21 protein-coding genes are annotated in these 24,606 nt (G+C 74.6%); 11 read left to right on the plus strand and 10 right to left on the minus strand.

Annotation, left to right across the window (positions count from 1 at the left end; genetic code table 11):
- Positions 1-4 precede the first annotated feature (4 nt).
- Together ACIPAE_RS38475 and ACIPAE_RS38480 are read left to right on the plus strand one after the other, a co-directional pair.
- Positions 5-2,110 (plus strand): prolyl oligopeptidase family serine peptidase, encoded by a 2,106-nt coding sequence (locus tag ACIPAE_RS38475; protein WP_402451939.1) that lies wholly within the window; start codon positions 5-7, stop codon positions 2,108-2,110.
- Between the two features lie 78 nt (positions 2,111-2,188).
- A complete protein-coding gene (locus ACIPAE_RS38480; RefSeq protein ID WP_329362190.1) occupies positions 2,189-2,686 on the plus strand; it encodes a Rieske (2Fe-2S) protein in 498 nt (165 codons plus the stop codon).
- 140 nt (positions 2,687-2,826) lie between these two features.
- Here the strand turns inward: ACIPAE_RS38480 and ACIPAE_RS38485 are convergent, their stop codons facing one another.
- On the minus strand, positions 2,827-3,741 hold the full coding sequence (locus ACIPAE_RS38485) for a LysR family transcriptional regulator (RefSeq protein ID WP_329362192.1): 915 nt from the start codon (positions 3,739-3,741) through the stop codon (positions 2,827-2,829).
- A gap of 72 nt (positions 3,742-3,813) precedes the next feature.
- On the opposite strand from ACIPAE_RS38485, the gene ACIPAE_RS38490 reads away from it, so the two are divergent.
- Both ACIPAE_RS38490 and ACIPAE_RS38495 read left to right on the plus strand, forming a co-directional pair.
- The gene (locus ACIPAE_RS38490) at positions 3,814-4,827 is read left to right on the plus strand and encodes a DMT family transporter (protein ID WP_366412704.1); all 1,014 of its coding nucleotides are present in this window, start codon (positions 3,814-3,816) and stop codon (positions 4,825-4,827) included.
- 70 nt (positions 4,828-4,897) lie between these two features.
- Positions 4,898-5,872 carry a serine/threonine dehydratase gene (locus ACIPAE_RS38495; protein WP_402451945.1) on the plus strand — a complete coding sequence of 325 codons (975 nt, stop codon included), beginning with the start codon at positions 4,898-4,900 and terminating at the stop codon, positions 5,870-5,872.
- Positions 5,873-5,997: 125 nt separating this feature from the next.
- Here ACIPAE_RS38495 and ACIPAE_RS38500 read toward each other — a convergent pair whose 3' ends face one another.
- A complete protein-coding gene (locus ACIPAE_RS38500) occupies positions 5,998-7,329 on the minus strand; it encodes an aminotransferase class I/II-fold pyridoxal phosphate-dependent enzyme (RefSeq protein WP_366412702.1) in 1,332 nt (443 codons plus the stop codon).
- Between the two features lie 35 nt (positions 7,330-7,364).
- Between ACIPAE_RS38500 and ACIPAE_RS38505 the strand changes: the two genes are divergently transcribed.
- Together ACIPAE_RS38505 and ACIPAE_RS38510 are read left to right on the plus strand one after the other, a co-directional pair.
- Positions 7,365-8,126, plus strand: a complete 762-nt coding sequence (locus tag ACIPAE_RS38505) for a pyridoxamine 5'-phosphate oxidase family protein (protein ID WP_402451947.1) — start codon at positions 7,365-7,367, stop codon at positions 8,124-8,126.
- A complete protein-coding gene (locus ACIPAE_RS38510; RefSeq protein ID WP_366412700.1) occupies positions 8,120-8,764 on the plus strand; it encodes an FMN-binding negative transcriptional regulator in 645 nt (214 codons plus the stop codon). The genes ACIPAE_RS38505 and ACIPAE_RS38510 overlap by 7 nt, the downstream gene beginning before the upstream one ends.
- Here the strand turns inward: ACIPAE_RS38510 and ACIPAE_RS38515 are convergent.
- The 4 genes from ACIPAE_RS38515 to ACIPAE_RS38530 all read right to left on the minus strand — a co-directional run bounded on the left by ACIPAE_RS38515 (position 8,753) and on the right by ACIPAE_RS38530 (position 14,573).
- Positions 8,753-9,844 carry a DMT family transporter gene (locus tag ACIPAE_RS38515; protein ID WP_402451950.1) on the minus strand — a complete coding sequence of 364 codons (1,092 nt, stop codon included), beginning with the start codon at positions 9,842-9,844 and terminating at the stop codon, positions 8,753-8,755. The two genes, ACIPAE_RS38510 and ACIPAE_RS38515, sit on opposite strands and share 12 nt — an antisense overlap.
- Before the next feature lie 261 nt (positions 9,845-10,105).
- Positions 10,106-11,200 carry an EamA family transporter gene (locus ACIPAE_RS38520; RefSeq protein WP_402451952.1) on the minus strand — a complete coding sequence of 365 codons (1,095 nt, stop codon included), beginning with the start codon at positions 11,198-11,200 and terminating at the stop codon, positions 10,106-10,108.
- A gap of 159 nt (positions 11,201-11,359) precedes the next feature.
- Positions 11,360-12,085: a pyridoxal 5'-phosphate synthase gene (locus tag ACIPAE_RS38525; protein WP_402451955.1), complete on the minus strand. Its 726-nt coding sequence runs from the start codon at positions 12,083-12,085 to the stop codon at positions 11,360-11,362.
- 202 nt (positions 12,086-12,287) lie between these two features.
- Positions 12,288-14,573, minus strand: a complete 2,286-nt coding sequence (locus ACIPAE_RS38530) for a glycoside hydrolase family 3 N-terminal domain-containing protein (protein WP_402451957.1) — start codon at positions 14,571-14,573, stop codon at positions 12,288-12,290.
- Between the two features lie 247 nt (positions 14,574-14,820).
- Between ACIPAE_RS38530 and ACIPAE_RS38535 the strand changes: the two genes are divergently transcribed.
- Positions 14,821-15,843 carry a LacI family DNA-binding transcriptional regulator gene (locus tag ACIPAE_RS38535; RefSeq protein WP_402451959.1) on the plus strand — a complete coding sequence of 341 codons (1,023 nt, stop codon included), beginning with the start codon at positions 14,821-14,823 and terminating at the stop codon, positions 15,841-15,843.
- Between the two features lie 217 nt (positions 15,844-16,060).
- Here the strand turns inward: ACIPAE_RS38535 and ACIPAE_RS38540 are convergent, their stop codons facing one another.
- Positions 16,061-16,687 (minus strand): PadR family transcriptional regulator, encoded by a 627-nt coding sequence (locus ACIPAE_RS38540; RefSeq protein ID WP_329362211.1) that lies wholly within the window; start codon positions 16,685-16,687, stop codon positions 16,061-16,063.
- A gap of 300 nt (positions 16,688-16,987) precedes the next feature.
- On the opposite strand from ACIPAE_RS38540, the gene ACIPAE_RS38545 reads away from it, so the two are divergent.
- A complete protein-coding gene (locus tag ACIPAE_RS38545; RefSeq protein WP_402451962.1) occupies positions 16,988-18,340 on the plus strand; it encodes an MFS transporter in 1,353 nt (450 codons plus the stop codon).
- 222 nt (positions 18,341-18,562) lie between these two features.
- Positions 18,563-20,605, plus strand: a complete 2,043-nt coding sequence (locus tag ACIPAE_RS38550; RefSeq protein ID WP_402451964.1) for a vWA domain-containing protein — start codon at positions 18,563-18,565, stop codon at positions 20,603-20,605.
- 105 nt (positions 20,606-20,710) lie between these two features.
- On the opposite strand, the gene ACIPAE_RS38555 is transcribed toward ACIPAE_RS38550, so the two are convergent.
- Both ACIPAE_RS38555 and ACIPAE_RS38560 read right to left on the minus strand, forming a co-directional pair.
- Positions 20,711-21,592 (minus strand): MOSC domain-containing protein, encoded by an 882-nt coding sequence (locus ACIPAE_RS38555; protein ID WP_402451966.1) that lies wholly within the window; start codon positions 21,590-21,592, stop codon positions 20,711-20,713.
- Positions 21,589-22,173, minus strand: coding sequence for an ArsR/SmtB family transcription factor (locus ACIPAE_RS38560; RefSeq protein ID WP_402451993.1), 585 nt, complete (start codon positions 22,171-22,173; stop codon positions 21,589-21,591). Before ACIPAE_RS38560 ends, ACIPAE_RS38555 begins: the two co-directional genes overlap by 4 nt.
- A 239-nt stretch (positions 22,174-22,412) precedes the next feature.
- On the opposite strand from ACIPAE_RS38560, the gene ACIPAE_RS38565 reads away from it, so the two are divergent.
- Both ACIPAE_RS38565 and ACIPAE_RS38570 read left to right on the plus strand, forming a co-directional pair.
- A complete protein-coding gene (locus ACIPAE_RS38565) occupies positions 22,413-22,604 on the plus strand; it encodes a DUF1059 domain-containing protein (RefSeq protein ID WP_328472514.1) in 192 nt (63 codons plus the stop codon).
- 215 nt (positions 22,605-22,819) lie between these two features.
- Positions 22,820-23,647, plus strand: a complete 828-nt coding sequence (locus tag ACIPAE_RS38570) for a PhzF family phenazine biosynthesis protein (protein WP_328472512.1) — start codon at positions 22,820-22,822, stop codon at positions 23,645-23,647.
- A 112-nt stretch (positions 23,648-23,759) separates the two neighbouring features.
- Here the strand turns inward: ACIPAE_RS38570 and ACIPAE_RS38575 are convergent, their stop codons facing one another.
- Positions 23,760-24,566 carry a CPBP family intramembrane glutamic endopeptidase gene (locus ACIPAE_RS38575; protein ID WP_402451995.1) on the minus strand — a complete coding sequence of 269 codons (807 nt, stop codon included), beginning with the start codon at positions 24,564-24,566 and terminating at the stop codon, positions 23,760-23,762.
- Between the last annotated feature and the right edge of the window lie 40 nt (positions 24,567-24,606).

A 24,606-nucleotide genomic window follows, 5' to 3' on the forward strand; every position in this document is an offset into this window, starting at 1 on the left:
CCTTATGGACAAGATCACCGATCATCGCGACTTCCCAGGCCAGTTCGCCCGTACCCAGCGCTTCTCCCTGGGCGTCCCCCGGAGTTTCACCCTCTCCCCCGACGGCTCGTCGGTGCTGTACGTGCGCACCCGCGGCCCCGAGGACCGCGTCGGCCGCCTGTGGCGGCTGGACGCCGACGGCGAGCACCTGCTCGCCGACCCGGCCGCGCTGGCGGAACCGGCCGCCGAGGTGCCGCAGGCCGAGCTGATCCGGCGCGAGCGGGCCCGCGAGCGCGCCACCGGGATCGTCGGCTACGCGACCGACGCGGCCGTACGCCTCATCGTGTTCGCGCTCGACGGCTCGCTGTGGACCGCCGATCCGGCCGGTGTCCGGCCGCCGCGCCCGCTCGCCACCGCGGGTCCCGTGGTGGACCCGCGGCCAGACCCGACCGGCCGCCGGGTCGCCTACGTCACCGACGGCGCGCTGCACGTCCTGGACCTGGCCGGCGGCGCGGACCTGGCGCTCGCCGAGCCGGAGAGCGGCGAGGTGACGTACGGGCTGGCCGAGCACGTGGCGGCCGAGTCGATGCACCGGCACCGCGGCTACTGGTGGTCCCCCGACGGCAGCCGGCTGCTGGTCGCGCGGGTGGACAACGCACCGGTGGCACGCTGGTGGATCGCCGACCAGGTGGACCCGGAGCACCACCCGCGCGAGATGGCCTACCCGGCGGCCGGCACCGCGAACGCCGACGTGTCGCTGCACCTCCTGGCCGCGGACGGCACCGGCGACCGTACGGAGGTCGACTGGGACCGGGCCGGCTACGAATACCTGGCGACCGTCGGCTGGGACGCGCACGGCCCGCTGCTGAGCGTGCAGAGCCGCGACCAGAAGACCGTACGGGTGCTGGCGGCCGATCCGGCGACGGGCGCGACCCGGCTGCTGCACGAGCAACGCGACCCGGCGTGGGTGGAGTTGGTGCCCGGCACGCCCGCACGCACCGCGTCCGGCGCCCTGGTGCACACCGCGGACGTGGGCGGGACCCGCCACCTGACCGTCGGCGGTGAACCGGTCACCCCGGAGGGCGTGCAGATCCGCGAAGTACTCTCCGTGGACGGCGAGTCGGTGCTGTTCGCGGCGTCCGGGGAGCCGACCGAGGAGCAGTTGTGGACCTACCACCCGGACGGCGGCGCGGCGCCGCTCAGCGAGGGCCCCGGGGTGCACACCGGACAGCGGGCCGGGGACACGCTGCTGCTGTCGTCGCTGACCGAAGAAGGCCGCGACATCCGGCTGCTGCGGCCCGGCGGCGAGCTGCGGGTGCCGTCCCTGGGAGCCACGCCGGTGGTGACCCCGCGGGTGACCTGGCTGCGGGCCGGCGAGCACGACATCCGCACCGCGCTGCTGCTGCCGTCCTGGCACCGTCCCGGCTCGGGCCCGCTGCCGGTGCTGCTCGCGCCCTACGGAGGGCCGGCGCTCCAGCTGGTGAGGCGGGCGGCGACCTGGCCGCTGGCCGAGGCGCAGTGGTTCGCGGAGGAGGGCTTCGCGGTGGTGGTGGCCGACGGGCGCGGCACCCCGGGGCGCGGCCCGCGGTGGGAGAAGACCGTCCACAAGGACACCATGAGCGCGCCCGTCGAGGACCAGGTGACCGCGCTGCACGCGGCCGCCGCGCACTGCCCCGACCTCGACCTGGGCCGGGTGGCGATCCGCGGCTGGAGCTTCGGCGGCACCCTGGCGGCCATGGCGGTACTGCGCCGCCCGGACGTCTTCCACGCGGCGATCAGCGGCGCGGGCCCCAGCGACCAGCGGCTGTACGACACGCACTGGCGCGAGCGGTTCCTCGGCCACCCCGACGAGGACCCGGAGGCGTACGACCGCTCCTCGCCGATCGGGTCGGCGGAAGCGCTGGAGCGGCCGCTGCTGCTGGTGCACGGCCTCGCCGACGACAACGTGGTGGCCGCGCACACGCTGCGGCTGTCGGCGGCGCTGCTGGCCGCGGGCCGCTACCACCAGGTGCTGCCGCTGTCGCACGCGACGCACGGACCGAGCGATCCGGTGATGGTGGAGGGGCTGCTGCGACACCAGTTGAGATTCCTCCGCGACGCGTTGAACACCGCGCCGCGACCGTCCGTATGAACGGGTACGCGTGACAGCACGCTGCCGGCCGGCGAGGGCCCCGCCGTCCGGTCCGATCCACGAACAGGATGCAACCCCATGGCAGAAAGCTCCGGAATCCCCGAGTCACCGACCCGCCGCGGCGTTGTCGCGGCGGCCGGTGGCGTGGGCCTCGCCGCCGTTCTGACCGCCTGCGGTTCCGGCTCCTCCTCGCACTCCTCCGACGACGCCGCCGGCAGCTCGTCCGCCTCGCCGGCGCCGTCCGGTGGCGCCGACTCCGGCTCCCCGGCCGCCGGGGGCGGGGGAGGCGGCAGCCCGCTCGCCAAGACCTCGGAGATCCCGGTCGGCGGCGGCAAGATCTTCGCCGCCCAGAAGGTCGTGGTCACCCAGCCGAGCAGCGGGCAGTTCAAGGCCTTCTCGGCGGTGTGCACGCACCAGGGCTGCACGGTCGCCAAGGTGTCCGACGGCCAGATCATCTGCCCGTGCCACGGCAGCGCCTTCCATGTCGCCGACGGCTCCGTGGCCAAGGGCCCGGCCACGACGGCGCTCCCCGCGAAGAACGTCACCGTGTCGGGCGACGAGGTCACGCTCGCCTGATCCCCGCACGCCGGTCCGGGTTCTCGGGGCGGGCCCCGAACCCGGACCGGCCCCTTCCGGCCCTTGTGCTCCTTCCGTTCCGCCTCGCCTCCGCGCCCTTCGCGCCGCTTCTCCCCCGCCCGCCGGGTGGTTCGCCGTGGTCAGGAGGCGGGCGGCCGGTAGGCGTTCGCGGACGCGCGCAGGGCGTCGACGGCGGCGCGGATCGCCGGGCGGCGGTCGGCGTCCTCGCGCCAGACCGCGTAGACATGGCGCTGCATGGTGTGGCGGACGGGCATGATGCGCACGCCCGGCGGCATGGGGTCCCGGCCCAGCCGGGGCATCACCGCGACGCCGAGCCCGGCCGCGACCAGCGCCAGCACGGTGGCGTGCTCCTCGGCGTGGTGGGCGACGCGCGGCTCGATGCCCTTGCCGCGCAGCGTGAACAGCAGCCACTCGTGGCAGAAGCCGCCGTCCGGCCAGGCGATCCAGTCGTCGTCGGCGAGTTCGTCCAGCTCGATCTCGGTGCGGCCCTCCAGCCGGTGCCCCAGCGGCAGCGCGGCATCCACGATGTCGTCGAAGAGCGGGGCCTTGGCGAGCCCGCCGGGCAGCGACAGCGGCTTGTTGTACCAGTCGAGCACGACCGCGAGGTCGACGTCGCCGCGGCCGAGCCGGGCCAGCGACTCCTGCGGTTCCAACTCGTGGACGACGGTGCGCAGTTGCGGGTACGCGGCGCGCAGGTCGGCGAGCGCGGCGGGGAACAGTCCGCGCACCGCGGTCGGGAACGCCCCGGCGCGCAGTTCTCCGACCGCGACGCCTCGGTGCGCCTCCAGGTCGGAGTGGGCGAGCTCGACCAGGGACAGTATCCGCTCGGCGTGCCCGGACAGCAGGCGTCCGGCGTCGGTGAGCCGCACCCCCCGGCCGTTCTTGCCGAGGAGCGGCTGGCCGGTCTCCCGCTCCAGCTTCGCCATCTGCTGCGACACCGCGGAGGTCGTCACGTTCAGCACCTCGGCGGCGGCGCTCACCGAGCCGTACGTGTCGATGGCGTGCAGGATGCGGAGCCGTTCGAGTGACAACATGTAAGTGATTCTACGTCGTCTGTGCAGAAATTCTCGCTTGTTCTACGACGTCGCAGCCGTCATCGTGGACTCATGAAGACTTCCGCCGTCCGCGGCACGGCCGTTGAGCCGCCCGTCGAGTCGCCTGTCGAGCCACCCGTCCAGGTGTCCGTCGCGGCCGTCCCGGTGCCCGCCTCCGGGTCACCGTCGCAGGGGCTGCGGCGGCTGCTGGACTGGCGGGTCCGCTTCGCCGCGCTGGGCCTGGTGTGGGGCTTCAGCTTCCTGTTCATGAAGGTGGGCAACGAAGCGTTCGCACCGCTCCAGGTCACCCTCGGCCGGATGGTCTTCGGCACCGCGGTCCTGGCCACCGCGGTCGCGGTGAAGCGGGAGCGGCTGCCGCGCGGCCGCCGGACCTGGCTGCATCTGTTCGTCGCCGCCTTCCTGCTGAACTCACTGCCGTTCACGCTGTTCGCCACCGCCGAGCAGACCATCCCGTCGATGCTCGCGGGGATATGCAACGCGGCCACCCCGCTGTTCTCGATGCTGGTCTCGCTGGTCGCGCTGTCGGAGGACCGGCCGTCGCGGCAGCGGTTCGCCGGGGTCGGCCTCGGCTTCGCCGGTGTGCTGACCGTGCTCGGCGCCTGGCAGGGCTTCGCGGGCCAGGACCCCAAGGGCACGTTGATGGCGCTGGCCGCGGCGATCAGCTACGCGGTGGGCTGGGCCTATGTCCGGCGCACCCTGAGCGGCAGCGGCAGCTCCAACCTGGCGATGTCCGCGAGCCAGTTGTCGCTGGGCACCCTGCAACTCCTGCTCGTCACGCCGTTCTTCACCTCGATGCCGTCGTCGTATCCGGCGAAGTCGGTGCTGTCGGTGCTGGCGCTGGGCGCGTTGGGCACGGGCATGGCGTTCCTGGTCCAGTACGGACTGGTGGCGGAGAAGGGTCCGACCATCGGGTCGATGGTCACGTACCTGATACCGATCGTCGCCACCGCCGCCGGGGTGCTGCTCCTCGGCGAGTCGCTGAGCTGGAACGAACCGGTGGGCGCCGCGGTGATCCTGGTGGGCGCGGCACTCACCCAGCGGCGGCCGAAGGGCGCCCGGGCGTAGCGTGTCGGTGCGGCGCGGCGGGCCGCGACCGGTGCCCGCGCCGCCTCCCCCTATCGCTACGGAGCGCCACGTGCACGAGATCAGCTACGGAGACGTCAAGGCCGCCACCGACCGGGTGGCCGGCCAGGTCCGACCCGTCACCGTCGTCCCGCCGACGGGCGGACCGCAGGACCCGCAGGTCTGGTTCGCCCTCGAATACATGCAGTACACCGGCTCCTTCAAGGCGCGCGGCGCGCAGAACTTCATTGCCGCGCACCGCGACGCGGGCACCCTGCCCGCGGCCGGCGTCTGCATCGCCAGTGGTGGCAACGCCGGGCTGGCGTGCGCGTGGGCGGCCCGCCGGCAGGGACTGACCGCCACCGTGTTCCTGCCGCAGAACGCCCCGGCGCTGAAGGTCGCCCGGCTGAGGGAGTACGGCGCGCAGGTGCGCCTGGCCGGCACGCAGTACGCAGAGGCCCTGGAGGCGTGCGAGCAGTTCGCCGCGGAGTCCGGGGCGCTGGCCGCGCACGCGTACGCCGACCCGTATGTCAGCGCCGGCGCGGGCACCTTGATGGAGGAGATCCACGCGCTGATACCGGACCTGGACACGGTGGTGGTCTCGGTGGGCGGCGGCGGGCTGTTCGCCGGCGTGGCGGCGTCCGCGCGGCAGCACGGGGTGCGGGCGGTCGCCGTCGAGCCGGAGAACTGCCGTTCGCTCAACGCCGCGTTGGAGGCGGGAGAGCTGGTCGACGCGCGCGTGGACTCCGTCGCCGCGGACGCGCTGGGGGCACGTCGCGCCTGGCAGGGGGCGCTGGCCGCGGTGCGGCAGGACAACGCCCGGTCGGTGCTGGTCGGCGACGAGCAGATCATCGCCGCCCGCCGGTCGCTGTGGGACGAGCGCCGGATCGTGGTCGAGCACGCCGCCGCCACCGCGCTGGCCGCGCTCCTCCCCACCGACGACCCCTCGCGCGGCTACCGTCCGGCGCCGGGCGAGAAGATCGCGGTGGTGCTGTGCGGGGCGAACACCGACCCGACGGACCTGCTGGCACCGGCCGCCGCGCGCTGAGGACACCGGCCGTCGCCCGCTGAGGGCCGCGGCTCGGAAGCGGCCCGGCCGCCTGGGGGTTGCCGTGCCCCTCGGCCGGCGCGCGGCGGCCTGGGCGCGCCGCTGGGCGGGCGCCGGCAGCGGGCTCAGCCGAAGCGGCTCGCACCCGTGGAGCGGAGCACCGCGGCGACGGAGTCGGCGAGCGGGTCGATGTCGGCGAGGCCGAGCGGGGAGACGGTGATGCGCACACCGGGTGGGGAGTTGACCCGGAAGCGGGCGCCGGGCGCGACGGCCCAGCCGTGCTGGAGCAGCCCGGCGACCGCGCCGGTCTCGTCGGCGACCGGCACCCAGGCGTTCAGGCCGCAGCGGCCATGGGCGGTGACCCCGCGCTCGTCGAGCGCCCCGAGCAGGGCCTCGCGCCGCACCGCGTAGGAGCGGGCGGTGCGCTCGGGGTCCACGGCGTGGTGCTGCCAGAGGTGCACCACCGCCCGTTGCAGCAGGTGGCTGACCCAGCCCACGCCGAGCCGGTGCCTGCCGCGCACCCGGGCGACGGTGACCTCGTCGCCGGTGAACACCGCCAGCCGCAGATCCGGGCCGTACGCCTTGGCGGTGGAGCGGACCAGCGCCCAGTGGTCGGTGGCGCCGGACAGGCAGTGCAGGGGGAGGTCCACGAGACCGTGCAGGTGGTCGTCGTCGATCACCAGGACGTGCGGGTGGGTGGCGAGCAGAGCGCGCAGTTCCGCCGCACGGGCCGCGGACAGGGCCGCGCCGGTCGGGTTCTGGCCCCGGTCGGTGACCAGCAGGGCGCGTACGCCGGCGGCCAGCGCGCGGGCCACCTCCGCGGTGACCGGCCCCTCGTCGTCGACGGCGACCGGCACCGCGCGCAGTCCCATCGCCGGCACCAGGTCGAGCACGCTGCCCCACCCGGGGTCCTCGACGGCGACCGCGTCGCCGGGGCGCAGGTGGGCGGCGAGGACCCGTTCGATGGCGTCGAGCGATCCGGAGGTGAGGCCGATCGGGCCGGCGGGCACCCCGTCGGCGTCCAGGGCGGCCCGGGCCAGTTCGGCGAGGTCGGCGTCGATGACGGTGCCGCCGTACAGCCCGGGGGCGATGGCGTGGTGGGCGGCGGCCTCGGCCAAAGCGTCGGCCAGCGGCGGGAGCAGCGCCAGGTCGGGGTTGCCGGTGGACAGGTCACGGGTGCCGGACGGCACGTCGATCCGGATCGCCTCGCGGGGTGCGACGGCCGGGCGGGCCCGCACCCGGCTGCCGCGACGGCCCGCCGTCTCGATCACCCCGCGGTCGCGCAGCAACCGGTAGGCGGCGGCCACCGTGTTGGGGTTCACATCGAGGTCGCGGGCGAGTTCGCGCAGCGGCGGCAGGACGGTGCCCGGCCGCAACGCGCCCGCGCCGACCGCGCGTTCGATGTCGGCGGCGATTGTCGATGCGCCACGCCCGCTGATTGAGTACTCTCCTAGCACAAACAATATTATGCACTAGTTCAAAGGATCGCGCCATGACCGCCACACCGGCCTCCCCCGACGCACCACCGCCACCGCAACAACCCGCACAGCCGGCCGTGCCCGCACCGCCGCCGTACCCCACCACCGACCGCACCGTCCCGACCCGTTCCGCGGACCGCGCCTCGTACGACCGCGCGGTCGTGCACGCCATCCTCGACGAGGGCTACCTCTGCCACCTCGGCTTCGTCCGCGACGGCGCACCGGTGGTACTGCCGACGCTGTACGCGCGCAGCGGCGAGCGGCTGTACGTGCACGGGTCGACGGGTTCGCGGCCGCTGCGCGGCGCGCGCAGCGACCCGGGGCTCGCGGTGTGCGTGACGGTGACGCACGTCGACGGGCTGGTGCTGGCGAAGTCGGCGTTCCACCACTCGATCAACTACCGCTCCGTGGTGGTGCACGGCACCGCCCACCAGGTGACCGACCCGCAGGAGCGGGCCCTGGCGCTGGACGCGATCGTGGAGCAGGCCGTGCCCGGCCGGGCCGACGACTCCCGCCAGGCCAACGCGAAGGAGCTGGCCGCCACCGCCGTGATCCGGCTCGACCTGCGCGAGGTGTCGGCGAAGATGCGCACCGGCGGGCCCAACGACGAGCCGGAGGACCTCGACCTGCCGTACTGGGCCGGCGTGGTCCCGGTCGCGCCCGCCTACGCCGCGCCCGTGCCGGCCGGCTACCAGGCGCCGTCCGTGCCCCTGCCCGGCTACCTCGCGCCCGCCGGCCCGCGCGGCGCCGACCGGAAGGACTCCGCCGCATGCTGATCCACCCCTGGGACGCGGCCACCGACGACGCGGAGTGGCAGCAGTGGCTGGCCGCCCACGACTTCGGCCAGCTCGCGGTGAACGGCCTCGACGGCGAGCCGCCCTTCGTCCAGCCCGCCCACTTCGTGTACGACCCGGCGCCCGGTGCGCACGGCGAGGTGCTGCTGCACCTGGCCCGGCCCAACCCGCTGTGGCACGCGCTGGAGGCGGCGCCCCAGGTCACCCTCAGCGTCGTGGACGACTACACCTTCGTCCCCGGCCCCTGGCACGCCGCGCCCGGCGACCCTTCCGAGTACGGCACCCCGACCAGCTTCTACGCCGCCGTCCAACTCCTCGGCACCGCCCACATCCTGGACGACCCGCAGGTCAAGGCCGACCTGCTCCGGCGCCAGGTCGCCCACTTCCAGCCCGACGGCGGCACCGCCCGGGTCGCGCCCGGCCAGGAGCCGTTCGGCCGGATGCTCGCCGGCATCCGCGGGGTGCGGATCGATGTCACGCGGGTGCGGGCCAAGTTCAAGTACGGCGGCAACAAGCCCGAGGAGGTACGGCGCCGCGTCACCGGCCTGCTCGCCGACCGCGCCGCTCCCGGCGACGCGGCCGCGCGAGCCCACCAGCTGCGCCGGCTGTCAGCCGACTGACGGCCCCGACGACACGGACGACACGGCCGGGCCCACCGGACCCGCCGGACCCGCCGGGCCGGAACCTGCGGGCTGCTGCCGCGCCTCCTCCCAGGCCAGTACCCCGACCGCCGCCAGCAGCACCAGCGTCCCGGCCAGGGTGGCGGCGGTCAGCCGCTCGCCGAGCAGGGTGACCGCGAGGGCGGCCGCCGAGACCGGCTCGATCAGCGCCACCACCGAGACCGTCGCCGCGCGCAGCACGGCCGCCCCCGCGAAGTACAGCGCGTAGGCGAACGCGGTCGGCACGGAGGCGAGATAGCCGAGCAACGCGAGCGTGCGGCCCAGGTGTTCGGCGTGCGGCAGCAGCCCCTCCGACCAGGCGGCCGGCAGCAGCACGACCGCGCAGATCCCGAACGACCACAGCGAGGTGGTCAGCGGGTCGCCTGCCGCCCCGCGGCTGCCGTGCCACCGGGTCAGCAGCGTGATCCCGGCGTACCCGGCCGCCGACAGCACCGCCAGGACCACCCCGGCCGGCCGCACCTGCGTGCCACCGCCGCCGAGCACGAGCACGGCGAGCCCGGCGAGCGCCCCGGCCACCGCGACCGCGCCTCCCCGGCCGATGCGTTCGCCCATCGCCACCCGGGCGACCAGCGCGATGAGCACCGGGCCCGAGCCCAGCGTGACCACCGTGGCGACGGCGAGCCCGGTCGAGCGCACCGCGCAGAAGTACGCGACCTGGAAGAGGGTGAGCCCCGCGCCGGTCACGGCGATCCGGACGAACCGGCCCCACCGGGGCGCCGCCGGCACCGCGGCGAGGACGGGCCGTACGGCCGTGCCCGTACCGGCACCGGCATCCGTATCCGCACCCGCACCCGCACCCGCACCCGCACCCGCACCCGGGCGCAGCCTGCGGGCCGCCAGCAGCAGGACGAAGCCGCCCGCGGCCCGCCAGAACGTCAGCGCGAGCGGGCCGAGGCCGCTCCCGCGGTAGAGGACCGCGGCGACGGCGCCCGCCGTGCCCCACGCGGTCGCCGCGAACACCACATACAGCAGTCCCTGCCCGGACGTGATCCGGGCAGCCGAAACCTGCGAACGTGACAAGGGAAGTCTCCCGCCGAAAAGGTGAGTTGAGAAACGAACGTCACCGTCTGCGGGCAGCACACATGGCCGTACGGCGCCTGCCGGCGCCTCGACGAGCCGTTACCGGGTCCGCGCCGCCCGCGTCAGGCGGCGGGAGGCGGAAGAACAGTCAGGTGCATGTCCCCACCCTAGCCCCCACCAGAGGGCGGGACCGGCCGCGCGTCGCGCCTCTGCCCCGCCCGCGCTGACCGCCCTGACCGCACCGCCCCAGGTCGCGGAGCGCTACCGCCGGGGCGCCAGGTCCGGCTCGACGCAGGGTTCCGGAGCCGTCGGGGACGCGGCCGGGGCGGGCTCCCCCGCTGCCGCGGGCAGGGCCGTCTGCGCCACGAACGCACCGGCCAGCACGAGCGCGCCGCCGAACAGCTGCGGGGTGCCCAGGTGCTCGCCGAGCAGGAACCAGGCCAGCACCGCGCCGACGACGGCCTCGACGCAGGAGACGACCGCGGCGATCTGCGGGCTGAGCCGCCGCACGGCCATCACGCCGGTCAGGTACGACACGACCGTGCAGACGAGCACGATCCAGCCCACCAGCAGGATTCCGGGAACGTCCGCGTCGCCGAGCGGCACCTGGTGGGCGAGGGACGTCCAGGCGATGTCCCACGGGCGCGCGACCAGGGTGAGGGACGCGGTGCCGAACAGCAGCGCGTGCGCGATCACCGCGACCGGGTCCGGGGCTCCCCCGACGTCCGAACCGTCCCCAAGCCCGTCCACGAACCCGTCGCCGAGCCCGTCCGCGAGCCCCTCGCCCGCGCGCTCGCGGTCCGGGGACCCCGGCGACGCGGCCGCGCCATCCTGCGCGCCGTGGTCGGCCAGGACGAAGTACGCGACCTGGCAGCAGGCCGCGCCGAAGGAGCAGAGCAGGCCGACCGGCGCGAAGGCGAACCCGGACCAGATCCCCACCACGAAGCACATGCCGCCGACCGCGAGGACCACACCGACCACCGCGGCGCGCCGCACCTTCCGCCGCTGCACGAACCGCACCCAGCCGAGCAGCAGCGCCGGGCCGAGGTACTCCACGAGGATGGCCACGCCGACCGGTATGCGGGCGATCGCCAGGTAGTACAGCGCCTGGACGCCGACGATGCCGAGCAGCCCGAAGCCGATCACCAACCCGGGCCGCTGGAGCGGAAGTCGGCGGTGCCGCACCGCGACGGGCAGCAGCACCAGCGCGGCGCCCGCCACCCGCATCCACACCACGTGCAACGGTTCGAACCCGGCCTCGATGAGGGGCTTCGCCGCCACCCCGGAACCGCCGAAGGCCACGGCGGACAGCAGTGCGAGCCCGACCCCGCCGCTCCGCACCTGAGTTGACCGCATCAGGACATGATGGCAGTCCCCGACAGCAGCGTCACCTCGAACGCCGCCGCTGCCGAGCCCCGTCGGCCCGCCCCGATCCGGAAGCCGATCATCCGGAACCCGCTGGTCGGGGCGGTGACGCCCCGCGGAACGGCGGTCCCGGCGTCGGCTCGCACGCGGTCACGGCCACAGCAGCGTCCGCGCCCAGCCCTCCCCCGCCGCCCGGCGTTCGTACCGCACCCGTACGTGGAAACGCGCCGGGTCGGCCTGCCAGAACTCCGCCTCGGCCGCCCGCAGCCGGTACACCGTGTGCGTGGCGGGCACCCGGCCGGGCTCGGCGGCGACCAGCTCGCGGGCGGCCCGCAGCGCTTCGTCGTACTGCTCCGGCCCGGACAGCGGCGCGCTCACCGGGCCGGCGAACGCGGCCGCGCGCGCGTGCTCGCCGCGGCCGAGGAAGTCGCGGGCGGTGGCATCGGGGCCGAGCACGCCGACCGGTCCCGCCATCCGGATCTGCCGGCCCTGCGCGGGCCAGTACCAGGTCAGCGCGGCACGCGGGTTGGCGGCCAGGTCGCGGCTCTTGCGACTGCGGGAGTCGGACGCGAAGTCGTAGGCGCAGTCGGCGGTGTCGATGCCGCGCAGGATCAGCACGCGGGCGCTGGGCGTGCCGTCGGCGGCTGCCGTGCTGAGCGTCATGACGTGCGGTTCGGGCACCGCGCCGGTCAGCGCCGCGTCCAGCCACTGCGCGAACAGCGGCCCGGGGGCGTCGGGCACGGCCGCGGGGTCGAGGTGCGGCAGCGGCCCGGCGAGCACGGGCGCGGCCCGGGTACGGGCGAGCAGCGCCTCGTCCGCGCGCCGCCCGGCCCCGGAGCCCGAGCCGGGGTCGTTGCCGCCGCCACCGCTCTCCATCCGCCCCTCCATACCGCGCCCTTTCCGCTGTCGCGTGCACCCGACAGCGTCCATCACACACCAGCGCCGGGCCGCGGACGGGTTGCCCCGCCCACGGCCCGGCGCAACGGGTGCCGATCACCGGAGCCCGCCGCCGCGTACATCGACCACGGCACGCCGATCACCGCACGCCGCTCACTGCACGCCGCTCACCGCACGCCGCTCACCTCAGCGTGACCGTCGCCGTCTGCGTGCCCGCGGTGAAGACGTACGTCCCGGGCGCAACCTGCCGCGGACCCGCGCCGTCGATGTCGCCCGGGGTGACGGCCAGTTCACTCGGCGGGACGCTGAGCGAGACCGTACGGGACTGGCCCGCGTCGAGGTGCACCTTGGTGAACGCGACCAGCTTGCGGGACGGGGAGAGCACGTCGCTGGACGGCTGCGCGACGTAGACCGGCACCACCAGATCGCCCGCGCGGCTGCCGGTGTCGGAGACGTGGACCGCGAGTTTCACGGTGTCCTTGGTGCGCGCGGTGGCGGACGCGGCCTTGACCGAGTCGAACGTGTAGGTGGTGTAGGACAGTCCGGCGCCGAAGGGGTAGGCGGCGTCGTAGGAGGACTCCGGACCGGCGTTGGTGCCGGGGAGCTGCTGGTAGTACATCGGTTCGTTCCCGATGTCCTTCGGCCAGGAGGCGTTGAGCCGCCCGCTGGGGTCGGTCTTCCCGAACAGCACGTCGGCGACGGCGTTTCCGCCCTCGGTGCCGGGCAGCCACGACATCAGCAGCCCCTGGGTGCCGTCGGCGTCGCCGAGCACCAGCGGCCGCCCGGCGAGCACCACGGTGACCACGGGCTTCCCGGTGGCCTTCAGCGACTTCACCAACGCCTGCTGATCGGCGGTGAGTTCGGGCCGCGGGCTGTCCGCGCTGCCTTCGGCCGCCGCTTTCTCACCGACCACCACCACGGTCAGGTCGGCGTCCTTCGCCTGGGTGACGGCGTCGTCGGCGGTCTTGGCCTGCACGACCTGGGTACCGGACGGCGCGGCCTTCTCGATGCCCTGCAGCACGGTGGTGCCGGGCAGGGTGACGCCGTCGGGCACACCCTGCCAGCCGACCGTCCAGCCGCCCACCTGGTCGTTGATGTCGTCCGCGTAGGAGCCGGCCACCACGATCTTCTTCGCCTTCGAGGAGATCGGCAGCACGCCGCCGTCGTTGCGCAGCAGCACCTGGGACTCGTCGGCGGCCTGCCGGGCGAGGCCAGTGTCGGCGCCGATCACCCGGGAGTCGGCCTTCGACGCGTCCACGTACGGGTGCTCGAACAGGCCGAGCCGGAACTTCAGCGTCAGGATGCGCTTGACCGACTGGTCGATCCGGGCGACGGAGACCAGATGGCGCTGGACCGCAGTCCTCAGGCCGTCGCTCCAGCCCTGCGCGTCGTACGGTTCCATCGCCATGTCCAGACCGGCGTTGACGGCCTTGGCGATCGCGGCCGGGTAGTCCGCGGTGAGGTGGTAGGAGGTCTGGAGCGCGCGCACGTCGGCCCAGTCGCTGACCACGACGCCCTTGAAGCCCCACTGCTTGCGCAGCACGTCGGTGAGCAGGTAGTGCGACGCGGTGGCCGGGATGCCGTTGATGGCACCGGAGTTGACCATCACGGACTGCGCACCGGCGTCGATGGCCTGCTGGTAGGAGGGCAGCAGGGTGTCCTGGAGGTAGCGCATCGACACGTCGCCGGGGACGCGGTCGTGGCCGTTGCCGGGCTCGCCGTAGCCGGCGAAGTGCTTGACGGTGGCGGCGACGTCCTTCGCGCCTCCCGCGTTCTGGATGCCCTGGACCGCGGCGGCGGCGAGCGTGCCGGACAGCAGCGGGTCCTCGCCGTACGTCTCGTAGTAGCGGCCCCAGCGCTGGTCGCGGGCGATGTCGGTGACCGGCGCGAAGTTCCAGTCGATGCCGGTGGCGGCCACCGCGCGGGCGGTGCTCGCCCCGGCCGCCTTGACAAGCGACGGGTCCCAGGTGGAGCCCATGCCGATCTCCTGGGGGAAGATCGTCGCGCCCAGCACGTTGTTGTGGCCGTGCACGGCGTCCACGCCGTAGATGATCGGGATGTGCAGCCGGGAGTTCTTCACCGCGTACTGCTGGACGGTGTTGACCATCTTCGCCCAGTTCTCCGGGGTGTTGACCGACGGGCCGGCGCCGCCGCCGGAGAGCACCGAGCCGGCCGCGTTCTTCACCAGCACGTCATGCAGGCAGGATTCGGTGAAGTCGCCGCCGCTCCACTGGCAGTCGCCCTGCATGTTGACCACCGAGATCTGGTCCATCTGGCCGATCTTCTCGTCCAGCGTCATCCGGTGCAGCAGGTCGTTGACGCGCACGTCGATCGGCGCGTTGGGGTTGGTGTAGGTCGGGTTGTCTCCGGCCTGGGCCGGCGCCGAGGCGACCGCCGCCACGCAGGCGGCCGCGGTGGCGAGGGTCAGCAGCCCTCTGAGACTCAGTCTTCGTGCGTTCGTTGGCATCGCAGGAGTCCCGTTCCTGTTGGGGGGCGGCCCCGGCGTCGCGGGACCGTTGGTGCCGTAAACGATTCCGATCGGCCGGAAGTCTGTCCCCCACGCTCACAGATCGTCAAGACTGTACGCAGGGCATTGTTGTGCCCCACCCTGGCGGGAGCGCTTTCCCGCACGTCAGCACGACCACGCACAGCGCACGCACAGACAATCCGTCCGACGGACCGCCCCTGTCCAACTCGCGCAGAACGGGTACCTCGTGAACATCCGTGAACTCGCCCGCCGCAGCGGTGTGTCGACCGCCACCGTCTCGCGGGCGCTCAACGACCGGGCCGAGGTCAGCGAGGCCACCCGTGCGCGGATACGCCAACTGGCCCTGGAACTGGGGTACGCGCCCAACGAGCCGGCCCGCACCCTGGTACGGCGCCGCTCGGACACGATCGGGCTGATCTGGGACAGCGGGCAGGAGGCGCAGGGCCTGCACAACCCCTTCCTGCTCGGCCTGCTCAGCGCGGTACGCACCGCCCTGTCCGAGGCGGACTACCACCTGATGCTGCTCACCACCGCGGGCGCCGAGGAGCCCGACGGGGCGTACCTCCAGGCGGTGCAGCGGCACAACCTGGAGGGTGTCATCGTGCTGACCACTCCCCCGGACGACCGCTGCCTGCGCGCGCTGGCCGCCTCCACGGTGCCCTGCGCGGGCATCGACACCGCGTTCACCGGGCCGCGTACGGTCCGGGTCAGCTCCGACAACGCGGCGGGCGCGGCGGCCGCCGTCCAGCACCTGTACGAGCTGGGGCACCGCAGGATCGCCACCGTCACCGGCCCGCTGCACCTGCCGCCGGCGGCTGAGCGGCTGACCGGCTACCGGCGGGCGTGCGAGCGGCTGGGCCTGCCGGTGCCCGACGAGTACGTCGTCGAGGGGGACTTCTTCCTGGCCAGCGGCGAGACGGCGGCCCGCGGTCTGCTCGCCCTCCCCGAGCCGCCGACCGCGATCTTCGCGGCCGGCGACCAGATGGCGATCGGCGCGATGCACGCGGCGGCGGACGCGGGGCTGTCGGTGCCGCGGGACCTGGCGGTGGTCGGCTTCGACGACATCGACGCCGCCTCGCTGGTCCGGCCGGCGCTGTCCACGGTCGCGCAGGACCAGCGCGCCCTGGGCGAGGCCGCGGTCGCGGCCCTGCGCAGCCTGCTGGACGCCGACGCCGGCCGGCCCAAGGACCTCGTCCACTCGTACATCGTGCCGACCCGGCTGCTGATCCGCGGTTCGAGTCGCGCGTAGCCCGGACGCGGGAGCGGAGGCCGGGAGCGGAGCCCGGACGCGGCGGGCGGCGTCCGCCCGGCATGCCACCGGCCGCTCCGGTCACCCGCTGTCCGCGGGCGGCCGGAGCGGCCGGTGTTCCTCGCACGCACGGTCCGCCACCGGGCGATGCCTGGTGGCGGACCGTGCGACCGTGCGACCGTGCGCGGGCGCCGAGTTCGGCGCTCCGCCGCGGGATCTACTTCTCGGTGTCCTCGTCGGCGAGGATCAGGTACAGCTTCTTCCGCGCGTCGTTCACCACGGTCAGCGCCTTGTCGCGCTGCTCCGGTGTGCCCGTCGCCCAGACCTGGCGGAACGCCTCGATCAGGCCCCCGCCGGCCTTCCTGATCTCGTTGAGCGCGTCCCAGTCGACGCCGCGTTCGGCGTCCTCCCAGGGCGCGTCGGGACCCGCCTCGGCCTCGGCCCGGCCGGCGTCCGTGAGCGTGAACAGCTTCTTGCCGCCCTCGCTCGCGCTGCCGATCAGGCCCTCGTCCTCCAGCAGTTGCAGCGTCGGGTAGACCGAGCCGGGGCTCGGCCGCCACGCGCCGCCGCTGCGCTCGGCGATCTCCTGGATCATCTCGTAGCCGTGCATCGGGCGGTCGGTGAGCAGCGCCAGGATCGACGCGCGTACATCGCCGCGCCGCGCCCGTCCGCGCGGTCCGCCGCGCCCGCGGCCTCGGCCGCCGGGGCCGAACGGTCCGCCGCCGAAGGGCGGCCCGAACGCGCCGAACGCCGCCCGCGACCCCTCTCGCTCGCCCCACCCGTGATGTCCGGGTCCGCAGTCTCCGTGTCCGTGTCCATGTGCGTGTGGTCCTTGGGAACGCATGATGTCGCTCCTTCCATCGTTGATCGTTCGCGACAGTTCTACGATATATCGGAATCGCTCGTTCGACAACCCCCGGATGGCTCCGGCCGCCCTCCCACCGCCCGCGCAGCCCCCTTCCGCCGCCCGCACACCGCAGCCCGCGCCTCCGCAGCCCGCGCACCCCGCCCCCGCCGCGCGCTCCGCCCTCCCGCCACCCGCACACCGCACCTCCGCCACCCGCACAGCCCCCTCCCGCCACCCGCGCACCGCGCCCCCGCCGCCGCTTGACCTCAAGCCCGCTTGAGGGGCCAGCCTGTCCCGGTGACCGCCTTCCCCTCGCCCTCGCGGCTGCTGCCACCGGCCTACCGCCCGCTCTTCGCGCACCGCGACTTCCGGCGGCTGCTGCCCGCACTGGCGGCCTGCGACCTCGGCGACGGGATGAGCATGGTCGCGGTGGCCTGGACCGCGCTCGCGATCGCTCCTCCCGGCCGGGCCGGGCTGCTGGTGGGCGCCGCGGTGGCCGCGTACGCGCTGCCGGGGGCCGCCGGGGCGCTGCTCCTGGGCCGGTGGCTGCGCCGGCTGCCCGCCTGGCGGCTGCTGGCCGCGGACAGCTGGCTGCGTGCGGTGCTGCTGGGCTGCGTCCCGCTCGCGTGGGCGCTGGGCGAGCTGCGTCCGGCCGGCTACGTCGCGCTGCTGGCCGGCTCCTCGGTGCTGCACGCGTGGGGAGGCGCGGGCAAGTACGCGCTGCTCGCCCGGGTGCTACCGGCGGGGCAGCGCCTCGCGGCGAACGCGCTGGTCAGCTCCAGCGGTTCGGCGGCGGTGATCGTGGGGCCCGCGCTCGCCGGGTTCATGGCGGCCGCCGTCTCCCCGGCGTGGATCATCGGCCTGGACGCCGCGTCGTTCGCCGTGCTGGCGGTACGGGCCGGCCGGCTCGGTTCCCGGAAGCGGACCACCGGGCAGGACACGGCGGAGGACACGGCGGAGGGCACGGCCGACGACGCCACCGACAGCGCGCCCGCGCCCGTCGACACCGGCCAGGCGGCGGCCGGCCGGCGGCTGCTGCGCGGGCAGCCGGAACTCCTCGCAATCCTCGCCCTGACCTGGTTCTTCAACTTCCTCTACGGCCCGGTCGAGGTGGCCCTCCCGCTGCACGTCACCGGCGACCTGCACGCCGGCGCGCGCCTGCTCGGCCTGTACTGGACGCTCTTCGGCGCGGGCGCGGTCCTCGGCGCCCTGTGCGCGGGCGCCCTGCGCAGGCTCCCGCTGTGGCCGGTCACCCTCGGCATCGTCGCCGGCTGGGGCCTGACCCTCGTGCCCTTCGGCCTGGGCGCGCCCGCCGCCGTCACGCTCGCCTGCTTCTCCCTCGGCGGCGTGATCTACGGGCCCTTCACCGCGCTGTCCTTCACCCTCTTCCAGGACCGCACCCCCGCCGCCCTCCTCACCACGGTGCTGGCCGCCCGCGGCGCCGCCCTCCTCACCGCCGCGCCGGTCGGCACCGCGCTGGGCGGCCCCCTCACCGCCGCGCTCGGACCCCGCACGGTCCTCGCCGCCTCCGGCCTGGCAACCCTCGTCCTCGCCGCGACCACGGCCACCGCCCGTGCGCTGGGCACCGCCCATCGGACCGACGGCAGCGCGGGCGACCCCGCCCCCGCCGAGCCCGGCGCCCCCTCGTAACGGGACCCGCCCGACTCGCCGGCGCGCGAAGGGCGAGCGCCAGGCACGAGCGCCGGTGCCTGCCGTCCATGGGTGCGCCGCCATCCACACGCATCGACTTCCGCGCGACCGGAGTGCGTCACCTCGCGAGGATCTGACGGTATGTCACACCGAGTGACTAGAGTGCAAAACATCAGCAATCAGGCCAAACCGGCTTCACCGTCTGCTGGTGAAAGGTGCACGATGACGTACAGAGCCCATCTCGCCGCAGCCGCGGCGCTCCTTCTCGCGCTGGCCACCGCTCCCGCCGCCGCGGGCGCGGCCGGCGCCGTGGCGGCACCGGCGGCCACGGGCGGCCGAGCCGCCCTGCCCCGCACCGTGCCCACCCCCGACCCCGACGAGTCCGTGGTGACGGTGCGCACCGGCGGCGACCGGGACGCCGCGACCGACGCGGTCGATCCGCTGGCCGGGGTCCGGCTCGCCCTCTACGCGGACGCCGACGCCACGGACCCGATCGACGCCTCCTGGGCGCGGTGCACCTCCGACGCCGACGGCGACTGCACCTTCACGGTGCCCCTGACCGGCGCCGGTGAGGCGAACAACGGACGCGTCCTGACCGTCCGCCAGCTCTCCGCCCCCGCCGGCTGGTACACCAACCCGGTGCTGCGTACGGGCCCCGGCAGCGGCTCGGGATCGACGGCCTCGCCGTACGAGTTCCAGACCCCGGCGCTCCAGGGCGGCGCGACCTACCACTCCACCCGCGAGTTCATGTACAGCACCGACAACTCGCTGCCGACCCGCTCGGGCGGCGTGTGGCAGTCCTCGCGGGACAACCCGCCGCTGCCGGAGTCGTGCGGGCTCGACGTGGCGGTCGTGCTCGACCTGTCCGCGTCCGTCGGCAGCCAACTGCCCGCGCTGAAGGCCGCCACCGACGCCTTCACCGACGCGCTCACCGGCACCCCCTCACGGCTGGCGCTGTTCTCCTTCGACCAGGCGTCGCCCGCCACCAGTGTCGAGGCCAACCACCCGGAGCTGCATTCGGTCTCCACCCCGGCCGGGGCTGCCGCCTTCAAGAGCCTGTACGCGGACTGGACGCTGGGCAAGGGCACCAACTGGGACCGCGCGCTGCACGCGGTGTCCCAGGCGCCCGAGCACTACGACGCGACCGTGGTGCTCACCGACGGCAATCCGACCCGCTTCGGCAGCCTGCACGGGGACGGCTCGAACACCCACTTCATCGACGTGGAGAACGGCATCTTCTCGGCCAACTCCGTCAAGGCCAAGGACACCCGGGTGATCGCGCTCGGCGTGGGCAGCGGCGTGGCCGGAGTGTCGGGGCTGAACCTGCGGGCCATCTCGGGACCCACGGAGTTCGACGGCGGCAACACCACGACCGCCGACTACTTCCAGACCACCGACTACGGCCAGGCCGCCGACCAGTTGCGCGCACTGGCACTGGACCACTGCACCGGCACCCTCACCGTGGTCAAGCAGATCGCGCCCGAGGACACCACGGGCGAGGACGTCACCGGGGCCACCCCCGCCGGGCCCGGCTGGACGTTCGACGCGTCCACGACCACGTCCGGGATGACCGGCCTGCCCGACACGCAGACCACCACCTCCGACGGCACCGGCGCGGTCACCTTCCACCCCGGATTCGGCGTCAACACCTCGGCGGACCTGACGGTCGGCGAGATCCAGCACCCCGACTACGCACTCGTCACCCAGGACGGCCGCAACGCCGTCTGCACCGACCTCGACACCGGGCAGCGCCTGCCCGTGGAGAACACCGGCACGGAGGCCGCTCCCGGCTTCACCGTCGACGCACCCCGCCAGGCCGCGATCAGCTGCACCGTCTACAACCGGCCCGCCGGCACCGGCGAAGAATCCGCCGACCTCACCGTCGACAAGGAGTGGAACGTCGACGGCCACCTCTACGCCGACGGCACCCAGCCCGACGGACTGAGCGCCCAGCTCACCCTCACCGGCCCCCACGGCGCCGGCCCGACCCCGCAGCCGTGGGGCGACACGCGCACCGGCTACGTCATCGGTGACCGGGCCACCGCGGCCGAGACCGTCCACCTGACGGCCCCCGGCTGCACCCTCGCCCGCTCCGAGGTCACGAACATCGACGGAGCCGGCGTGCATCTGCCCCTGCCGTACGACACGACGCTCACCGAGCACCACCAGCACCTGACGGTGACCAACACGGTCACGTGCTGCCCGGAGGACGGCCACCACCAAGGCCACGGATACGGTGCCAAATCCCGGCCCGCTCGCCACTGATGATCCGCACCCTGCTGGCTCCCGGGGGCCGGGCGCGTGCTGCGTCGCGCCCGGCCCCCGGCCGCGTCCCCGCTCCTCGCTCCTCGCTCCTCGCCACTGTGATCGCTAGGGCCCGCCCTCGGGATCTGCGGCGGCCGGCAGGACGGTGAGGCGGTCGCCGACCGCGATCCGGCCCGGGCGCAGCACCCGCGCGTAGACGCCGGCGCAGGGCTGCGGGGCGAACTCGTCCGTCGGTGGCACGCGGTTGTGGGCGGCCGGCACCCGCAGGGCGTCGAGGTCACGCGGCAGCGTGCCGTGCTCCAGGGTGGGGATCGCGCAGCGCGGGCTGCGGGCGATGACGCGCAGCGTGAGCCGGGCGCCGATCCGCAGGTCGTGGCCGACCCAGTCGTTCTCGACGAACCCGGAGCCCGCGGTGTCGATGACGACGTTCGGCCGGTAGCGCTCCACCTCCACCGTGCCGCGCGGGCTGGACTCGGCGATCCGCCGCAGCGTCGACGACGTGATCAGGTGCAGCGGGGCGAAGTCGAAGAAGGTGCCCTCGGGTGCGGCGCCGCCCAGCCGGCCCACTTCCACCGCGACCTCCGCGCGGACGCCGTCGCGCAGCACCTCCTCGGGGCGCGCCCGGTCGAGTTCGGCGTCGGCGGGCGGCCGCCCGGTCAGGACCACCGGCTGGTCGAGAAGCGCGGAGAGCCGCTCGTCCACGTCGGCGTCGGTGCTCCACACCGCCTTGCCGTCCGGGAGCCCGATCCGTACCGCCGCCGGCGTGGCGTGGGCGGTGAGCTTGAGCAGCCGCCGCCACATCCTCGGGTTCTTCGCGCTGGCGACCTTGCCGGTCTCCCGGTGCAGCAGGGCGAGTTGACGGTCGTACGGCAGCCCGCGCTCGGTCACGTCGGCCGCGACGACCGCCTCGCCCAGCATCGACTTCACCGGGTAGCGGAGCAGTTCCCTTACCGTGGCGCCCTCCGCGCGCGGTGCCGGCGGCCTCACCGCTCAGCGTCCGAAGCCCCGGGCAGCAGCGGGAACAGCCGGCTGACGAACGCCACCGGGCGCGCGTCGGCCGGGCGCGCCAGGACGTCGTGGTCCCGGTGCCGGTAGCCGTCGAGCGTCGCCCGTACCGCCGCGGCGACGGCCCGCAACTCCTGCGGGGTGAGGTGCACGACGGTGCTGAACGCCTCGTCCGCCCGCCACTCCCGCGGCGCGTGGTCGCGCTGGGCCAGCCAGCGCCGGTGGCTCTCGTCCTCCAGCCCGCGGGCGAGTACGCCGAACTCGTCGCTCCGCGCGGGTTCGTCCGGTACGGGCTCGGGCTCCCGCGGCCGCTCCCAGCGCAACCGCCACGGCCGGGCCCGGCCGCCGGAGTGCGGCGCCTCCTCGATCAGCCCGTGCCGGGCGAGCTGCCGCAGATGGAAGGAGCACAGTCCGGAACTCTCGCCGAGCCGCGCGGCCGCCTCGGTGGACGTCACCGTGCCGCCGTCGGCGAGCAGGTCGAGCAGGGCGACGCGCACGGGGTGAACAGGCAGCTGCTCGGGCGCGCGCGGCCTCTCCTCCCGCGGCTCGGGCGGGGCGGGCAGAGCGGGCGGCGGTATGGACGCGGGTGCGGGCTTCTCCTCGGTCACTGTGCAGAAGCTGCCCCTTTGCAAAGTGTTCCGTCAAGTGCGCCCCGTCAGGTGCGTTCCGTCAACTGCGCGCGGCCGGCTGCGTTCCGTCGACTGCCGCGTTCCCTCGCGGGCCGTCCACCGCCACCACTGCCACCGCGCCACCGGACATCGCTCGGACGGCGGATCTATCCTGGACAGTGAGGAGGTACACGATGCGCAAAGTAGCCGACTGCCGTGACTTCCCGAGCGAGTCGAACTGCACCCTCGCCATTTCCGGCGAGGAGGACGAGGTCGTCCGCGCCGCGACCGAACACGCGGTGTCCGTGCACGGCCACGACGACAGCCCGGAGATGCGCGAGCAGATCCGCGGCATGCTCAAGGACGAGGTCCCGCAGCACGCCTGAACCCGGCAGCCGGGACACACAGGCCCGGCTGCCTCCACCCCCGCCGCCCCGCGGTGTGACCGCTCCCCTACGACACCGGCGCACAGCAGGGGCGGCGGCTGCGGTGTGCGGCTACGAACCCTGCCGGACCTGGCCTTACGCCACCCGGCCCGATCACCGCCCGATCGTCTTCCGGCCCGCTGCTGCGCGTGGCCGCGCTCCCGTACCCTCTCGGCATGCGTATCCGAATCGTCGACGCGTTCACCGACCGCCCGTTCACCGGAAACCCGGCGGGCGTGCTGCTGCTCGGGGCGGACGGCTTCCCCTCCGACGGCTGGCTCCAGCGGGTCGCCGCCGAGCTGAACCTCTCCGAGACGGCGTTCGCGCATCCGCTTCCCCCGGGCGGCGACGACGGCGCGACCTGGGCGCTGCGCTGGTTCACCCCCGCCACCGAGGTGCGGCTGTGCGGGCACGCCACCCTCGCCACCGCGCATGTGCTGCGTACCACCGGGGAGGCGCAGGGCACCGTCGGATTCCGTACCAAGGCCGGGGTGCTGGCGGCGACGGCCGACGGCGACGGCACGATCACCCTGGACTTCCCGGCCGCGCCGCTCACCCCGGAGAAGGCGCCGGCCGGCCTCGCCGCAGCGCTCGGCGCCGAGCCGCTGACCGTGCTGGACACCGGCCCGGACTGCGGCGACCTGCTGGTGGAAGTGGCCGACGAGGCGGCGGTCCGCGCGCTCGCCCCGGACTTCAAGGCCCTGGCCGCGCTGTCCCGGCGCGGGGTGATCGCCACCGCGGCCGCCGCCGACCCGGCCGGCGGCTACGACTTCGTCTCGCGCGGCTTCTTCCCGGCGGTCGGCATCGACGAGGACCCGGTCACCGGCAGCGCGCACACCGCCCTCGCACCGTTCTGGTCGGCCCGGCTGGGCCGCGACGCGCTGACCGGATACCAGGCGTCGGCCCGCGGCGGGCTGGTCGCGACCCGGCTGCGGGACGACCGGGTCGAACTGACCGGCGCGGCCGTGACCGTGGTGGACGGCGAGCTGCACGCGGTGCCCTGACACGCGCGCACGTACGTCACGGGCGCGTACGTCACAGTCGTGGACGCCGAAACCGGGTGCGCCACAGCCACGCGCGTCACGGCGGGGCATTGGCGCGGCGGGGCGGTGGCGCTCACCCGGTGGGCAGCCAGCCCACCTTCCCGGCGAGCAGCGCGTACCCGACGAAGGCGACCGTGTCGATGAGCGAGTGCGCGGCCACCAGCGGGCCGACCCGGCCCCACCGGCGGTAGAGCAGCACGAACACCACGCCCATCGCCATGTTGCCGACCATGCCGCCGATGCCCTGGTACAGGTGGTACGACCCGCGCAGCACCGCACTGGCGGCGAGCGCGGCGATCGGCGACCACTTCAACTGGTCGAGCCGGCGCAGCAGATAGCCGACCACGATGACTTCCTCGAGGACCGCGTTCTGCACCGCGGAGGCGATCAGCACCGGGATGCGCCACCACACGTCCGGCAGCGACTCGGGCACCACCGTGAGGTTGAACCCGGCGCCCCGCGCACCCAGGTAGAAGGCCAGCCCGGTGCCGCCGATCACCGCGGCGACCAGCGCGCCCCAGGCCAGGTCCCGGCGCGGCCGGGTGAGGTCGAAGCCGATCGCGGGCATCCCGACCCGCTCGCGCGCCAGCAGGTGCGCGACCAGCGCGACCGGGGCCAGCGCGGTGGCGATCGAGAAGACCTGCCAGGCCAGGTCGAGCCAGGGGCGGCCGGGGGCCTGCGAACCGACCAGCGTCGCGGCCTGGTTCTTCAGCGCGCCCGGCCGCGTCACCGAGCCGATGAAGCTGATCACCGCGGACACCCCGCTGGCACCGAGCGACAGTGCCAGCACGATCAGCGTCTCGCTGCGCAGCGTCCGCTCCTCGAACGGCAACTGCCGCTGCTCCGGCTGCCCGGCCTGTGCCTGTGCCTCTGCCTGCACGCGGTCCTCCCGTGTCGTCGTGGACACGATACGAAGATCC

Origin of the sequence: Streptomyces sp. NPDC087270 (genome assembly GCF_044744625.1) — a bacterium.
Lineage (GTDB): Bacteria > Actinomycetota > Actinomycetes > Streptomycetales > Streptomycetaceae > Actinacidiphila.